Genomic DNA, 15,669 nt, shown 5'->3' with positions numbered 1-15,669 from the left:
CTTCAACCGCACTGGATTGCTCGGCGCCTTGACATGTTGAGCAGCGTTGCGTCCGATCGTTGCCATTGACGAAGAATGCTACGCGCCGTCTTCAAGGTGACCGCATGGCTGTTGCTCATCGCCTTCTTGGCCGCGACCTCGCAAGGGACAGCTGGTTGAGACGGTGGATGGCCGTGAGGCTCCTACGGCTCCACCCGCTCTGCTCTACTCCTAATTGGTGTCGCCCTCCTAAATGATGCCGTGCTAATGTTCTAGCCGGCTTGGGAGGTTCCAATCGACCTCATTGCGAATGTTTTCGCCGGCACGTGGTCTGCCGGGGTGCTTGCCGCCATCTGGTATGTCTGGAGGCGGCCCTCGCTGCCCGTTGCCGAAAACAAGCAGGACCGCGATTTGCGGGAATGGCTGGACGGGCAGATGTAGAGGGCGCTTGTGCCGGGGCGAAGCAGCGCCCGACCCTGGTCGAAACGATACGGGCCGTCCCGGCGCCCGCGAAGAGCGCGCCCAACCCGGTGTTCGGCGAGGTCGTGCCGCAGCACGGCGCGAAGACCGGCCGTCTGCGCGGGAACCCCAAGCGGCGTTAGGCATCGCCACCGCCAGCCGCTGGGGCTTTTTGGCTGGGCTACCGGCTCGCCGAGCGCGAAAGAGCAGCCTCTGCTTGATCGGCACTGCTCAGGAATTCGTCGCGTTCGGCTATCCACAGATCCGCATAGTCGACATTCTGCCACTCGGCAAACCACGGACCGCCACTTGTATAGTGGACCGCCTTGGGTGTGCCATGCGCCGGCTTTTCGTTCCAACCTTCAAGCCAGTTCCACTCTACCGGCAGCGAGCCCAGATCCTCATCGGCGACCCACTGCATTCGGTGGAGGTAGGCGCCGCTTTCGCGGTTCACGACCTCCGGCGTAAGCGATTTAACCGCAGGATGCGCGCAATTGAACAGCATCAGCGAGGACCAGTTTTTTCGAGGGTAGGATGTCTGGACAACGCCATCCATCTTGGTGGTGGCCTTCGGCGTGTAGTCGTGCTGGACACAATAGACCGCCTTGTTCGACTTCGTGTATTCCAGCAGACCTGCAACGTCACCGAGCCACAGGAAGTCGCAATCGCAGAACAAAGCCCAGCCCGTATAGTCGGCGAGAAAAGGCGTGAGAAACCGCGTATAAGTGAACTCTGTTGACGCGAGCGGATCTTTCTCCCTCCAATACAGTTCACGGGCACGCAGCTCGTCCTGCTTGATTGGAATGACGGAGACGGGCACCGAAGCGTTTTTGAGCAAAGAGTGCCGCGCCACGTCGTAGGCGATCGGCTCACGGCTGTCCCATCCAACGAATACCCTAAACGCATCAGTCATATTCAGTACCTTGGCTCCAATTTCAAAACGGGCACACACTAACTGTCTGGCAACAACTCGGCAACAATGGCGCGGAAATTAGCCAGGGCGATTTCTGAAACCCGCGGATTTGCCGTTCACCCCGGCCCGGCTTTCCTCGGCGCACCTCGACTTGCCACCCAACGCGACAAGCGCCCATTTCTGATAGGTGTAGCCGGCCGAATAAGCGGCGACCATCGCACCGGTCGAACCGTCCAGAAACCCCAGCCTGAAGACATAGCTGTTCATATAAGCCCAGACCGAGCGCAAAACCGCCTTGCTGATCGAGCTTTTTTTCCCCTCGGCAAGCATCCGCGCGGCGGACGCTTGCGCGTATCTGCCGATCTTGTCATGCGCGTCCGCCAGGTCGGCGATGGAGTCATGCTCCAGGGGATGGGACAATCGCGAGACCTTGCCATTCACCACCACCTTCTCATGCACGGTGTCGTTGCTGAAGCGGCCGGACTGGCGACGGAAAAGCCTAAGCACCAGATCGGGCGACCAGCCGCCATGGCGGACAATGCGCCCACAAAAACGCGATCGTCTTGGTATTTCGAAGCCGTCACAGCCTTTCGGGTTGGCGATTGCGGCCCTGATTTCCGCGGCCAGCGGCGGCTCGACCCATTCGTCGGCATCGAGCGAAAGGACCCAATCGCCTGTCGCCGCGGCGAGGGCGCGGTTTTTTTGCGCGCCGAAACCCGGCCAATCGAGGGTGATCAGCACCTTGGCCCCGAGCCCGCTGGCGATGTCCCTGGTCTGATCAGTACTGTTATTGTCGAGGACGACGATTTCGTCGGCAAAAAGTACCGAGCGAAGGCAACGTGCAATGCACGCTTCCTCATTGCGGCTGATTATGACGACTGAGAGCGCCGGCACGGTCAGACGGTTCCGGCATCAAAACTGCGACTGTTGTTCAAATGAAACTGTCCCCCGGCCGGTTGGCACTCCGGTGATCCTAACGGATTCAAAAAATATGTCGAAAATTATTTCAGGTCGAGATTTTCGTACAGCGCTATCATTCTCCTGATCATGACGTTGAAATCGTAGTGTTCGGCTGCCGCCCTGACCCTGGCCGCAGTCTCGGGCCGTGACGACAGCAGCAAGGCGCGGGCAAGCCCGGCGGCGAGGTCGTTTACGCTGGCTGCGTCGCAAACAAGCGTCGGCTCGAAGCGATCGACAAGCTCGCGCGCCCCACACCCGGTGCTGACGACGGCGGGCAATCCGCTGGCCATGGCTTCGATCACCACTGTGCCGAATGGATCATAGATGGAAGGCAGCACCGCAATGTCGGCTGCGCCGTACCATGGCAGCGTATCTTTTTGCGGCCCCAGCATGCGGAGCCTTGCACTAAGACCAAGCCTGTCACCGGCCCGCTGGAACGTATCGGCGCGCGAATCGTGGCCAATGACCCATAACTCCGGCTCACCATCGAGCATTGCGACAGACTTCATCAAGGCAAGAAGTCCTTTTCGCGCAAAACCCGAGCCAACGAAGAGAACGACCGGCCTGTCATCGTTGACGCCAAGCCGTGAGCGGACCACGGCCCGATGCTGTTGGCGCAACTTAGGGTTGAAGCGCTCCAGGTCGACGCCGTTGGGAATATGGTGCACGCGTTCGGCCGGATAGTCGTAGTGACGGACAATGTCCTGCGCCACCATTTTCGAAATGGCAATCACCGCTTTAAGCCGTGGGCTGCCATAGGTCGCGCGCTCGAGGCGCAGCGTCTGGCGGTGAAACGGGCTCAGCGCCATCGCTGCCGTGCCAAGCCGCGTCTCGAAACGCCGTCGCTCGGCAAGATAGGCGGCATGAACGCCTTCCCCGGCCCGGAAGACGTCGCAGCACGGAAGGCGATCGTTGCTCTGCACCAGGGCCGGCGGCATTTCGGCGATCTTGCGGCAGGCGGCTCGAGCAAAGGACGTCGCCCGCAGGGAGCGGGGAAAGCGGCGGCCGGCGCACTGGATGAACTCTATGCCTTCGTGTCGCGGCCAGTCGCCTGACAGCACGGCCACCGGCCGTTGACGCGCGGCGAACGCCGCCATGATGTTTTCCAGCATGATCTCGCCTCCGCCAAAGGGCGCGTAACGCTGGCGCACGAACAGGATAGGCTTCTTCGGGTCAGCTTGATCCCGTTGATCATGCCGTGACAAATCCATGCGACCTCGCTACGCCCTTTTGCACCCCGATCAAGCTTTCGAACTTGGCGGGACTTTGCTCGCAGTCTATTAAGCGTGGCAAGCCGGTCCTGGATAGGGGCGCTGGCGTATAGTTCCGCGTGGTTGCGGCTATGCCACGACGGTAGACTGCTTTCAAGGCGAGGGTTTTTGCCGATGACCACCAGCCATGTCTCGCCCGCCGACAAGACCGTCTCGGGCAAACGCAAAGTCGGCGTGGTCCGCCGCCTGGAGCGCTCGTTGCGACCGGGGCTGCGAAATCTCCGCGGTCTGGTCAAGGAGCCGTTTCTAGCCTGGGCGCATCCGGAAGCTCTGGCTTTCTACCGCAGAGCGATGCAAACCGCTTATCTGCCGGACGACCTGATCGACGTCGTCCCGCAACTCAAGATCCTGTATCTCGCCACGCCGAAGGCGGCGAGCAGCCGCATTCGCAGCAACCTTGCAGCCATGATCGGCAATGACACCGTGTCGGAGTGGCGCAGCGACCAGAACTGGAAGGTGCACAACCGAAAAGCGTCGAGCTTGCAGGCGCCTCGCCATGGCATCGTGCAGTTCCATCGCATGGCCACAAGTCCCGAAGCCTTGCGGTTCACCTTCGTTCGCAATCCCTATACAAGGCTGTTGTCGTGCTGGGCCGACCAATATCGCGACCGCCCCCTTGTGCCTGGCTATGGCAGGGTGGAGGTCTATCTGGCCCATCGCGAAAGGGCGGATCCGTCGCTGCCTGTCGGTGCTGACAAGAGCCTGTCGTTTGCTGATTTCGTCGCCTTTGCCTGCACGACCTCGACATGGCGCATCGACAAGCATTGGCAGAGGCAAAGCGACATCGTCGACCTTCCAGGCGTTGTGTTCGACCTCATCGGCAAAACCGAGACTTTCGCACGAGATTTCGAACGGGTTCTCGATCATGTCGGTGCAAGCGAGGAAATGCGACGCGCGGCGATGCCACCTCTGCACACCTCCTCGCGCCGCAGGCTTGCCGACTATTTCACGCCAGAACTGGCCGATACGATCTACCGCGCCTATGAGCGCGACTTCGATCAGTTTGGCTATCCGCGCGCGCTTCCAGAGTGAACAATCCGCGCGACGGAACCCTCAAACATACCCGAACGCCTGCATCAGCGGTTTGCCGCGTCCCTCGGTAAGCTCCTTCAATTCCATTTGACCCAGTTCGGTCTTCCAGCGGCCGCGGCCATCATAAATTGGCTTGTTGACCTGCTGGTTGCGGAGCGCGGCATGTTGGGGTTGCGCATCGAGTGTGAACCATCGTTGCGGGTTCCGATGATAGTCGAGCAAACTCTGGTCGAACGACAATCCCAGGAAGGTGCAGATCTTTTCGATGGTCGCTTCCGGGTCATTGACAAGATCTTCGTAGCGGTAAATCAGGACGTCCGTGCTGCCGAGCTCGGCAAGCACCATTGTGTTGTCCGAAATCCAGCGATCCAGGCTCTCGGTCGCATCGCCAAGCCGCTTGGTCAGCGAAGCAACGGTATCGCGCCCATCGCGTACCGGCATCACGAACTTCGCGCCCGGCACCAGACGTCGTATCCGGTCGACACGCCTGATATGACGCGGTGTCTTTTCAAGCAGCACCGACTTGCCCGCCCCAATGGCCGCCTGTTTCAGCTTCGAGTAGCGATACAGCGCAAGTGGGGTCCATTTGAAAAACACGTTGGTTTCTTCGAATGGCAAAAAGACATCGCCATGCGAGGCAAGGATCGTCGCTATCAGCGTGGTGCCGCTATGCCCGCATCCGCAGACAAAGCCTTTGCATCGGATCAATTCACACCTGCCCTGTCGTCGGCATGAGATCTGCCATGCCGCTGAAAGGCTTCATCGAGCCATTTCCAGTAGTCGAGCCGGGCAAGCATCATTTGTATCCCGCCGCATATCTTCATAGCGCAGAAAGCGCAATCTTTCGCACGTGACTTGCGCCTGAAATATCAGACACCGCAGTGTCGCGCTAGGAGCCGTTTGCTGCGAGATTTGTCGGGTCGATTTGCGCAATGTCCCTCAGGCTTTTCTGTTCGGCCACGCCCAGATCGTCAAGCACTACTCCGAGAGGATCAGCGATTGTAAATATCGATTAAGGCTTCGGCGATCCGTTGCGAAGCCGGCACCTTTGGATCAATCGACAGATTGGCATTGAGGAAATCCCGGCTTTGCTCAAAATAGGTCGGTCTTGACCTGACCGCAGCGCGGATATCCTCGACGAGGTCATGCTCCGACAATGTTGGTTTGAAGGCGCCCATGGGCCTGTCGAACTCGACCATGGGCGAAACCGGCGGAAACAGCACCACCGGAATGCCGCAGGCGATTGCTTCGTAAACAGTGGTGCTTGGGCGCGTTACGAGCGCCAGAGCGTCCGGGAGCAGCTGTGCGAAATCCAGCGGCGATTTGTTCGGCATGTCGACTTTTGCGAACATCGTGGGGTGGACGCTAACGACATGGGCAAGGCCGAGTTTCGCACATGCGGCTGCCACGGCTTCAATCGCCTGGCGATCTGCGGGGTCCTCGATATTCCCCTTGAAGTTCACCAGCACAAAAAGCCCTTCGTCGTGCCTGGCACCAGCGCTTGCGGCGGCACGCTCAATGACCGGGGAGCCGACAACATATGTCGGCTGTCGCCTTTGCTGCAGCGCCGCTGGTCCCATCGACAGGATGTAGTCAGCTCTCACAAATCGATGCGGCCGCAGCTCTCGCGCACCTCCGATGAGGCCGACCACACGGACCATGCCGAAGTTGATGGAGTCGATGAATCGCCTAAAAAATTGCGGCGCAAAGTCACTTCCAGTCACCAGCATGTCACCGGGCCTGATCATCCGCTCGAGGTCAGCAAAGCCGATATGCGATATTCCTCGGGCGTTGAGTTCAGGTCGCGCTACGCCGCCGCGTTTCAATCCATCGAGATGCGCGAACACGCAGCGGATGCCGCGGTCACCCAGAATTTCTGCCGCGTCAGCCAGCAGCCGAACATTGTTGCGGTTGTGTGGGACGAAGTAGACCGTCCTCGTCGCTGCCCTGCCGCGAGCGTAGATACGCCCGCGCTTGAACAGATTTCCTGGATGCACAAGCCGGTACGCCGCGAGGAGCCGCTGCACAAAGCCATCGCTGACAGGAGAAGACGCCTTGTTTCCCAAACTACTACCCAAAGATATGCATCGCCTCTTGCCCGTGAAAATTTAGAACGGCCGCCCGCCGGTTAGTTTACACTGGTCTCGCCGTCAAGAAGGCGCTTGACTGTCCGCTGGTTGTAACCTGCCTGGGACACTCGCGATGCCTTGGGTGGTGGATTCAAACAGTGCTGATGAGTGAGCCCATGTGGTTTTGTGCGTCTTCCATCACCGCAGCCCAGGGTCGTTCCCGCTTCGAGACCAGCACGGCGGAAGGATAGTAAGGCGTGCGGTCGCCCTCGACCGGCCAGGAACGTTTGAAGCCGTCACCAAGGATGAAGACCGAAGGGATGCCAAGTGCGCCGGCCAGATGCGCCCCGGTGTTGCTGATGGTTACGACGGCGTCCATCGCCGCGACCTGCGCGGCGAAAAGATCCATGTCGATGAGTTGATCCACCAAGACGTCGTGCAAGATGCGCGCGGGATCACCATCGGTCAGGATTTTCAGGTCGGGCTCGATCCGGCCATATTGCAGCGAAACGAACTGCAGGTCCTGTCGACCGAGCAGGCCGCGCCATGCCGTGAGTGGCGGCAGGTCCTTGCCGGGATTGGAGCTGCCCCATGCGACGCCGACCAACGGCCGGCCGTTCCTGCGATAGCGGGCGCGAAGGTCAGCGACCCGCGCCGGGTCCGGCTTCAGCGGGACGAAATGCTCCCGGATCGTGGTCTCATCCGTCTCGAACACGGCGGTCAGATGCTGGACGCCGGCAAAGAGGTGGGCCTCGCCATAGGCTGCCTTGGTCCCCTGACCGACGGCCCGCACATCGGCGGCGGGAAATGTCCGCTGAAACAGCGGCACCAAGCGGTGCTCGACCAGGACGATCAGACGAGCGGCCCGGGCGAGCGCGCGGCCGACGGAACTCGCATGATGGATCGCGGTGGCCAGACCCTGCTTTTCGGTCTCCATCAGATCGACGAGCAGGACCTGGCCCGAGATATCCTGGCCGAGCCATTCGCCGTCGGCGCGGCCCTCGACGATGTGGCGCCGGGCGATCTTGAGTTCGGCCGCCGGGCCGTAGGCGCCCATGCGCATCAGCGCCTTGCTGAGCTCGTCCAGAAGGTGGACCTCGCGCCTCGACTTCGCGATCGATCCCAGCGCCAGGGCTTTCGGCAGCGCCGCCGACCAGTCGCGCGCCTCGATGCTTCGCCTATAATCCGCCATCTGATCGGCAATGTCGCCATCGCGCCAGCGCAGGAAAAGCTGCCGCCGGTGACGACGGAACCAGACCTTGTAATTGTAGCCTGCGAGCGCGACAAAGCGGCGAACCCGGCGAAGCAGTTGACTAGCTTCCATCACCAACTCCACCGATGATTTGCGCAACCCGTCCACCTGCTTCCCGCATCGCGGACGCCCACGCCCGGCCGCCCTTTCGCACCAGTCGAACGCTTGGATATGTGGCGACGGTCTCGCCGAAGGCAGGCCACGACAGCCGAAACCCATCGTCGAGCAGGACGACGGTCGGCACACCGAGCGCTCCCGCCAGATTGGCACCGGTATTGCTGATCGTCACCACCGCGTCGAGGGCGGCGATTTGCGCGGCGAAGCGGTCCATATCCGACAATTGGTCCACGGACGCGTCATGGATGATGCGTCCCGGCGCCCACCGCTCGAATTCGGAGAGCGCCGGCCCGACATCGCCATATTGCATGCTGACGAAATGGCCCGGCAGACCGCCGAGCAGCGCCCGCCAGTCATCCAGAACCGGCAGGTCCTTGCTTTTGTTCAGACTTCCCCAGGCAAAGCCGATCAGGGGCCCCGGGCCATGATCGAGATAGGCGCCGCGCAACTCGGCGACAAGCCGGCGGTCCGGCTCCAACGGAACGAAGGGCGCACGCGCTGTCGGCTCATCCGGCCAAAAGTGCCTCGCCAGTGTCTCAAAGCAGGCGAAGACATCGGCGTCGACCGCCGCCGCCGCTTCCGCCTCTGGTCTGACATCGAGCGCGGGATATGTTCTGCGATAAAGTGGCGCCAGTCGCGGCTCGATCAGGACGGTGCACCGGTCGGCGGCCGCGATCACCGGGCCAAGCAGCGACGCGAACTGGAGGAAGATTGCGAGATCGCCTTCGCGCCGCTCGACGGCAAGCCTGCGACCCGCAAGATCACTGCCATCCCATTCGGGCCGGCCGGGCACTTGCTTGCTCGACGCAATCAACTGCCAGGCACGATTGCCGCCGCGGAGGCGTCTTAGTCCACGCCCGGCTTTTTTGACAAGCCCGCGATCGCCAAGCTGCTCACCGAGCAGGCCGAGTGCCAGCGCATGTTCCCGGGCCGCCTGCCAGTCACGCCGTTCGACACTCTGCGCCATCAGGCTCGCATGCCGTTTGACGCTTTCGTCAGCATGGCGCGAGGGGCGCTTAAAAAACTTCTTTGCCCGATCGAGAACCTTCTGCAGCCGCTTGCCGTCAACACCTTGCGGGCGCAGGTCGGCGGCTTTTGCCTTTTCAAGGATGGACCGTCTGCTCGGCACAGCGACCCTCAACTATCGCTAGACAGCGTCGAACGCGCCGTCAGAATCGACGAGAGCCGCCGGCCGACGTCGTCGAGCACCACCGGCCACGGACGTCCTTCCTTGCGCATGACGACGGCGGTCGGATACCAGGGCGTTCGATTGCCAGTCACCGGCCACGCTGTTTGAAACTTGTCATCGATCAGGAAAATGGTCGGCCCGCCGAGTGCTCCGGACAGATGGGCCGCCGTATTGCTGATCGTCACCACGGCATCGAGCGCGGCGATCTGCGCGGCGAAACGGTCCATATCAAGCATCTGGTCGACACTGTCATCATAGATAAGCCGTGCGTCATTGCCGTTGCGCAGGCGCCGCAGCGCCGGCTTGATCTGTCCGTATTGGAGGGAAACGAACGTCGCCTGTGTCCGGGCGACGAACCGTGCCCATTCGGGGAAATCAGGGACGTCCTTGGTGTGTGATTTGCTGCCCCAGGACAGACCCACCAGTGGCAGGTCCGTCATCGAGCGATAGCGTTTGCGGAAGATCTCGACGAGTTCAGGATCTGCCCGCAGCGGCACGAAGTCGGCGGCTAGTCTTTCGGCATCGCGGCCGAAAATCCAGGCGAGATTTTCGAAGGTCGCAAATTTGTCACCAACGACATTCTGCTGCGCTGGGACCACGGTCGCGTTGGGGAACGTCCGCTGCACAAGCGATACGAGGCGCGGCTCGACCCTAATCGTCGCACTTTGCGCACATGCAGCGGCGGCGCCGGCCAGTCGCGCATGGCGGATAACCCGGCCAAGACTGCGAGGGTCATCCTCCACAAGATCGATCAGCAGCCTATCCGAACCGAGGTCTTCTCCAGTCCACTCATTGGCACCTTTCCCTTTTCGTTGCCGGCGAGCGGAAAGCCGAAGCTCGGCCGCCCGTGCGAAGTTGCCCAGCCGTTCGAACGCCTGGCCCGCCGTCTGCAACATTTCGGGGTCGCGGGCACGATCGGCCATGATGGCCATTTCATTGGTACTTGCTTCAAGCCCTGTCCAGTCCCGGCGCGCAATCAGCGCGTCGACCTTGGCCTGCTGCTCAAGAACGGAACGAGGCCTGGAGCCGGCAAACAGCGTCCGCACGGCCTTTGTGTACCGGCGCAACTGCAGGCCCAATCCACTAATCACATACCGGATGTAGGAACCGTGGTAAAAACTGGTCATCGGCCTTCAGCGCAATACGCTCTGCCGCAGCGTTTTGCCGCCTTCGACGAGCGGAGCGGACGCCTCCAGATGGAAGATCGAGCGATAGATTTCGCTGCGCCTGGCGAGCTCGTCATGAGTCCCGGAGTCCGCGAGGATGCCAGCGTCAAACACCAGAATACGATCGGCCGCCTTGATCGTTGAAAGCCTGTGCGCAATGCAGATCACCGTACGCTGAAATGCATCGTCGAACGCAGCCTCCATGACCGCCCGTTCGTTTTCGCCGTCGAGCGCGGATGTTGCTTCATCGTAGACAATCACGGGCGCATCCTTGAGCAGGGCGCGCGCGATGGCAACTCGTTGTTTCTGCCCGCCCGACAGATTGGTACCGCCCGGCCCTACCAGGGTGTCGAGCCCGTTTTCAAGGTTCGAAGCAAAACTTGTGACCCGGGCGAGTTCCGCCGCGGAATCGATTTCTTGATCCGTGGCGTTCGGGCGTCCGTCACGAATGTTGTCACGGATAGAACCTTCGAACAGGAAGATATCCTGTGACACCAGTGCGATATTGTCGCGAACGTCAGCCAGGCTGATCTTCGCAATGTCCTTGTCGTCGATGAAGATCCTACCCCTGTCCGGCTCCATCAGGCGCAGGATCAGATTGACGATGGTGGTCTTGCCAGCGCCGGAGCGGCCAACGATCGCCAGCTTCTCACGAGGTCGGACCTCGAAGGAAACACCGTGCAGCGCCGGGCTGTTGCCGCCATAGGAGAAAGCCACATCTTCAAAACGGATACCGCCCTCGGCGCCGGTGAGGTGCTCGCCTGCGGTTGCGAGTTGTCGCTGTTCGGGCGTGTCGATCAAATCATACATCTGCTCGACGGCAACCATTTGCTTCTGAATGTCGACATTGACCCGGGCGAGCCGCTTGGCGGGCTCATAGGCAAGCAGAAAGGCGGTTATGAAGGCCATGAATTCGCCCGGGGTCTTGCCGTTGCCGAGGGTCTGCCAACTGGCATAAATGAGGAAAAGGCCGATGATGAAGCCACCGCCTGTCTCCATCAATGGACTCATCAACGCCGATGTCCGGTTGATCTGGACGCCGCGCCTTTCCATCTTGCGGACAGCCTTAGCGAAGCTGGCGATCGCCTTGTCCTCGAGCTGGAACGATTTGATGGTGCGAATGCCGTCTATGGCTTCCGTGCCGATCGACTGAACCTGTGCCGCCAGCTCTGTCTCGCCCCTTGCCAGCGACTTGATCTTTCGCGTGATCGTGCTCACCGAGAGGAAGATCACCGGCAAAGCAGCCGCCGATACAAGCGACATGGTCGGATCCTGTACGACCATGACGCTTGCCAGTCCGACCAGGGTCAAAACGTCGGAGGCCGTGTTGCTCGTCAGCGTGATGATGACGGACGCACCGGCGCGCGCATTGAACATTATCTTGGAAATGAATTTGGCGGGATGCTGATTGACGAAATGGCCAATGTCGAGGCGCATCACCCGGGAAAACTGCCGGTGTTGGAGGTCCGACACGATGGCCCTGCGGACGTTTCCGGTCGTAATGGTTTGACCGTATGCCGCGATGCCCTTGACAGCGGAAAGTCCAATGATTGCCGCGCTGATACCCCAAACGGCGGCGGCGTTCCTGTCGATATAGACGCTGTTGATCATGTCGCGCATGATCCAGGCAAATCCGGACGTCGCCGCCGCACCGGCAATCGTGCACAGCAAACCGGCGAGATACAGCTTTATGTGCGGCGGCAGGTTCTCGAGGATCAGGCGCTTGACCAGCGGGTACGCCAAGGCCGCTGAAATTCGTCTCTTTGCGCTCATTCGGTTTCCTGCTGCGATGTGTCGTCGGTGTCAGTTGGCCTTTGCCGATCCATGCGACTTTCGCGACACCGCTCGCACATCTGCTATAAATCTATGTCGGATCGCTTGTCTGTGACTTTGTTCGGACGTGCAGTCAATGCCGAATCCGGATGCCAGCCCGCGTTGACGGGATCGGCGACCATGGGAGCATACACAACTCTCCGGGTCCAAGAGGAATGATCGCCTGGGCTTTGGAATAGAGCCTCCGGCAAAATCGGGCTCCCAACCGCGAGAATTGGTGAGCAGCCAAGGACCGGGTTATCGATCTAATCATTCCAAGAAATAGCTTGGGTCAGGCCCGCACCGATTATATCCTGAATACCCGAATAGCTTTGCGAAATATCGCTCATCACATTGAAGTCCGGCTTGTCGATAGTGGCGGAAAGGTATTCCTTGTATTTTGAAGCACCGTTCCAATATTGGCCTTCATCGGCGGCGACCTGAGCCTTCGTCGTGAAATTAGAGAAAAACTTAAAATGAAGAAGAGCGCCATAACTCTCCACGTGGTTACGCCAATAGGGTAGCGGAGCGTGAATTGAATTTAAGATCGTCAATCGATCCCCGTATACGAACGGATATTTCGTTAGGGTGTGCGTACCAAACACCCGACTTCTCGGGCCACCTCGGATTTTGATATTTTGCGGGCTCGTTGTGTAGTCGTATCCCGAAGCATCGAAATGATCGGCTATCTCCCAAGGAGTGCGTTTTGGGTCAAACGGAAAGTCCCTTAAGTCTCCTGCTGGATACATGTCGATCATCGGCGCCAGCAAGTGCTTCATGCCTCTTTTTCGGATCCAACCGGCAAGGTCATGCAGATCGTGGCGATCCATGCCATCATAAACCAGGTATTCATCCGCATCCACGATCACGTACCACCGGTTGAACCCGTATCTGCGGATTATATCCTGTCGCCAGAAAGTTCCGCGCCCTGCTTCTCCATAGGTCTTTCGTGAGATGAATACGTCCACATCTGGTTGGCTCAACAGAAATTCCCGTGTCCCGTCCTCAGAACGGTCATCGACAATGGCAAATCTGGAAACGCCGATCGATCGATAGTGATCAAGGAATGGAATTATCTCAGGGTATTCGTTCCTGACGACTGCCACAAGCAAGATTTCTTTTTGAGAAACTGGCGATAGATTTCCACGCGCTTCTAAATCGTCTTTCCTCAGCGCATTGCGAAATCTATACTGAATTGTGTCGGCAATCGATCTACGGAAAATATGAAACTGGCTTCTTTTCTTCATTTGAGCTCACAAATTTCAAGGGGCTGTCCGCACAAGGTCGCAGCGGCCATGTTCGGATCGCCATGTTTTTTTCGAACGTCGCTCATCACTCGACTTGTTATAGGTGATGGCAAAGGTGCTATGAAGGCGTGATCCAACTCGTCAACATCCAGTGGAGATGACTAGTGCCAGTCCAAGTTGATTTTATTGGCCCAATCTCGTTTGATTGCTTCGCGGAGCGCGCGCGTACGTTCTGCAAGCTGTGGGATTTTTTTCTCGTGGGTTTCAGCAAAGATCATATCGATCTTGTTCATCAATCCGCAGGATAATATCGATTCGAGCATTGGCACTTCCGCGCCCTCTACATCAATCTTCAGTATCCGCACTGGAGATCCAAGCCCTCTAACGAAATCAACTATGCTTAACTGCTCAACCTCAGTGTAGTCGTCTTTCGAGATGTTAGATTTGTCGGCATACAAGGAAGAGGATTGCGACCAAAAGTCTGGGTCAGAACTGAATTTACGTGACCGGTAGAGCTTCGCAGTCCCGGATTGGTCGGCAAGCGCCTGCTGATAGAGATGGACATTTTTGAACGCTCCAACGTTCTTGCGCAGCCGTTCGAAGGTGTAGGGGTCTGGCTCGAAGGCATGAACCGTCGAGCCCGTCTTAGCCAAGGCCGAGGTGATCTCACCCAGATTCGCGCCGGCATCTATGACAATATCGCCTGGCTTCAGCCGCCGGCAGGCCCGTCCGAACAGATACGAAGCATTCCATGAGGGACGCCCGAACCAACGGCTGTAAGCGTGATATTTTAGCAATTTAACGTTCATAGTCACACAAAAAGATCCTGTCGACTCCACTGAACGTCGGCACCAAAATCCTCTATGCGCAAAATCCAGACGAGAGGGAGACGTTCTATGCCAATTTTGGTGCTGCTCTGCAACAGCGTCGCCGCGATTCTTGGCGTGTCTTAGAGCAGTCGCTTTAATGATCGGGGCTTGGGGCCTATTTTCGGTTGGCTTTGAAGCGAGCGTTTGCGACGATAATGGGCTTCCGCACGACGGCTTTGGCGGCGTGCCGGCCGGATTGCGGCCAGCGGGGAAGCGGGCTAAATGTCGGGCATTGCTGTCAGCGGCCAAGTATGACGATCATGGAGCGATGTGACATTGCTAGAGCGAGTTCGACGAAAGTATCTTCGGCTCCGCAAGCGACTAGGGTACATTCAACCTATCCATTTGGCGGCTGCGGACAAACTGAATAACAAGTATGGCGATTTTTCCAGTTCAGGCGTCATTACAATCCGTAAAAACGCAGTATTCACTCGAAACGATATATTCTTCACGATGGGAAGTTGCTTTGCGGAGGAAATTCGTCTTGCCTTAACAAGCAAGCAGGTCGCCTGCGTTCCGTCTTACAGAAATATCAGTTTCGACCCAGCGCAAGCCATTGTAGATGAGCTGCCCGGGCGAGAGCATATGAACTTCTATAACACCTTCACTGTTCGCCTTCAGATTGAGCAAATGCTCGGCTTGTGGGATCAAGCCAATGACGACTGGTGGCAGATCAAAAAACCTGCGCCTTGGGGTCCGATCTGCTTTCAGGACCCCTACCGCCGTCTCATCCTCGCCAAATCTCCGGAAGTTCTCAAAGAGGTGATCGAGAGCATGAACAGGGAGATGCGGGCTGGCTTCGATTCGGCCACGGCATTCATATTTACCTTCGGAATGACTGAGGTCTTCATCAACAGGGCCAGTGGCAAGGTAGCAGCACAGAAACCGCTTTATCGTGGCGGAGGCGGAATGCAGGAAACGACGCTTCACGTCAGCAGCTTTCAGGAGAATTATGCCAACGTGATGGCTACCGTGGACATGGTCCGTCAACACAAACCCGATGCACCGATAGTTCTCACAGTCTCACCGGTTGCATTGGCTCGGACGTTTCAAGACGCGGATGTCGTCACGGCGAACACTGAAGGCAAATCCGTTCTTCGGGCTGTGCTTGGTCAAGTCTGCCGGGAACGGGACAATGTCCATTACCTTCCCTCATTCGAGCTTGTCACCTATGGAGGCCTCACTCGTAGCTACGAAGAGGACTTACGGCACGTAAAGAGATCAGTCGTCGACGACATCGTTGAACAGTTCTTCAACGCGTACTTTGCTCCGTCGTAGGCGTCATCGTACGGACACCCCGTGCCTGCCGCCGTGACATCGTCTCTTCGTGTCGA

13 protein-coding genes are annotated in these 15,669 nt (G+C 58.8%); 2 read left to right on the top strand and 11 right to left on the bottom strand.

Annotation, left to right across the window (positions count from 1 at the left end):
* Window positions 1–619: 619 nt before the first annotated feature.
* From AC0L2V_RS07525 to AC0L2V_RS07515, 3 genes are all read right to left on the bottom strand, one after another.
* Window positions 620–1,351, bottom strand: a complete 732-nt coding sequence (locus AC0L2V_RS07525; protein ID WP_091589996.1) for a glycosyltransferase — start codon at window positions 1,349–1,351, stop codon at window positions 620–622.
* Window positions 1,352–1,429: 78 nt separating this feature from the next.
* Window positions 1,430–2,245, bottom strand: a complete 816-nt coding sequence (locus AC0L2V_RS07520) for a glycosyltransferase family 2 protein (RefSeq protein ID WP_287341683.1) — start codon at window positions 2,243–2,245, stop codon at window positions 1,430–1,432.
* 107 nt (window positions 2,246–2,352) lie between these two features.
* Entirely contained in the window at window positions 2,353–3,522 is a 1,170-nt protein-coding gene (locus tag AC0L2V_RS07515) for a glycosyltransferase family 4 protein (protein ID WP_473509510.1), read from the bottom strand.
* A gap of 174 nt (window positions 3,523–3,696) precedes the next feature.
* Here AC0L2V_RS07515 and AC0L2V_RS07510 point away from each other — a divergent pair, with 174 nt between their 5' ends.
* Window positions 3,697–4,614, top strand: coding sequence for a sulfotransferase family protein (locus AC0L2V_RS07510; RefSeq protein ID WP_287258369.1), 918 nt, complete (start codon window positions 3,697–3,699; stop codon window positions 4,612–4,614).
* A 21-nt stretch (window positions 4,615–4,635) separates the two neighbouring features.
* Here the strand turns inward: AC0L2V_RS07510 and AC0L2V_RS07505 are convergent, their stop codons facing one another.
* The 8 genes from AC0L2V_RS07505 to AC0L2V_RS07470 form a co-directional block, all read right to left on the bottom strand.
* Window positions 4,636–5,232 (bottom strand): sulfotransferase family protein, encoded by a 597-nt coding sequence (locus AC0L2V_RS07505; RefSeq protein WP_473519795.1) that lies wholly within the window; start codon window positions 5,230–5,232, stop codon window positions 4,636–4,638.
* Window positions 5,233–5,606: 374 nt separating this feature from the next.
* On the bottom strand, window positions 5,607–6,680 hold the full coding sequence (locus tag AC0L2V_RS07500) for a hypothetical protein (protein WP_156942598.1): 1,074 nt from the start codon (window positions 6,678–6,680) through the stop codon (window positions 5,607–5,609).
* A 154-nt stretch (window positions 6,681–6,834) separates the two neighbouring features.
* Window positions 6,835–8,007 (bottom strand): glycosyltransferase family 9 protein, encoded by a 1,173-nt coding sequence (locus tag AC0L2V_RS07495; protein WP_473509506.1) that lies wholly within the window; start codon window positions 8,005–8,007, stop codon window positions 6,835–6,837.
* Window positions 7,997–9,181, bottom strand: a complete 1,185-nt coding sequence (locus AC0L2V_RS07490; protein WP_473519794.1) for a glycosyltransferase family 9 protein — start codon at window positions 9,179–9,181, stop codon at window positions 7,997–7,999. The genes AC0L2V_RS07495 and AC0L2V_RS07490 overlap by 11 nt, the downstream gene beginning before the upstream one ends.
* A gap of 8 nt (window positions 9,182–9,189) precedes the next feature.
* A complete protein-coding gene (locus AC0L2V_RS07485) occupies window positions 9,190–10,173 on the bottom strand; it encodes a hypothetical protein (protein WP_473519793.1) in 984 nt (327 codons plus the stop codon).
* 201 nt (window positions 10,174–10,374) lie between these two features.
* Window positions 10,375–12,180, bottom strand: a complete 1,806-nt coding sequence (locus AC0L2V_RS07480; protein ID WP_473509501.1) for an ABC transporter ATP-binding protein — start codon at window positions 12,178–12,180, stop codon at window positions 10,375–10,377.
* A gap of 305 nt (window positions 12,181–12,485) precedes the next feature.
* A complete protein-coding gene (locus tag AC0L2V_RS07475) occupies window positions 12,486–13,466 on the bottom strand; it encodes a glycosyltransferase family 2 protein (protein WP_473509499.1) in 981 nt (326 codons plus the stop codon).
* 161 nt (window positions 13,467–13,627) lie between these two features.
* Window positions 13,628–14,275: an FkbM family methyltransferase gene (locus AC0L2V_RS07470; protein WP_473475395.1), complete on the bottom strand. Its 648-nt coding sequence runs from the start codon at window positions 14,273–14,275 to the stop codon at window positions 13,628–13,630.
* 405 nt (window positions 14,276–14,680) lie between these two features.
* Here AC0L2V_RS07470 and AC0L2V_RS07465 point away from each other — a divergent pair, with 405 nt between their 5' ends.
* Entirely contained in the window at window positions 14,681–15,613 is a 933-nt protein-coding gene (locus AC0L2V_RS07465) for a GSCFA domain-containing protein (RefSeq protein WP_473509497.1), read from the top strand.
* Window positions 15,614–15,669 lie beyond the last annotated feature (56 nt).

This window comes from Mesorhizobium sp. WSM4814 (genome assembly GCF_055811595.1).
Note: the sequence above shows the minus strand (reverse complement) of the source record. Positions and strands in the feature narration are given on the sequence as shown.

Coding starts and splice junctions, on each gene's coding strand:
- AC0L2V_RS07525 (WP_091589996.1), bottom strand. CDS start 1,351: ATGACTGATGCGTTTAGGGTATTCGTTGGATGGGACAGCCGTGAGCCG.
- AC0L2V_RS07515 (WP_473509510.1), bottom strand. CDS start 3,522: ATGGATTTGTCACGGCATGATCAACGGGATCAAGCTGACCCGAAGAAG.
- AC0L2V_RS07510 (WP_287258369.1), top strand. CDS start 3,697: ATGACCACCAGCCATGTCTCGCCCGCCGACAAGACCGTCTCGGGCAAA.
- AC0L2V_RS07495 (WP_473509506.1), bottom strand. CDS start 8,007: ATGGAAGCTAGTCAACTGCTTCGCCGGGTTCGCCGCTTTGTCGCGCTC.
- AC0L2V_RS07485 (WP_473519793.1), bottom strand. CDS start 10,173: ATGGCCATCATGGCCGATCGTGCCCGCGACCCCGAAATGTTGCAGACG.
- AC0L2V_RS07480 (WP_473509501.1), bottom strand. CDS start 12,180: ATGAGCGCAAAGAGACGAATTTCAGCGGCCTTGGCGTACCCGCTGGTC.
- AC0L2V_RS07475 (WP_473509499.1), bottom strand. CDS start 13,466: ATGAAGAAAAGAAGCCAGTTTCATATTTTCCGTAGATCGATTGCCGAC.
- AC0L2V_RS07470 (WP_473475395.1), bottom strand. CDS start 14,275: ATGAACGTTAAATTGCTAAAATATCACGCTTACAGCCGTTGGTTCGGG.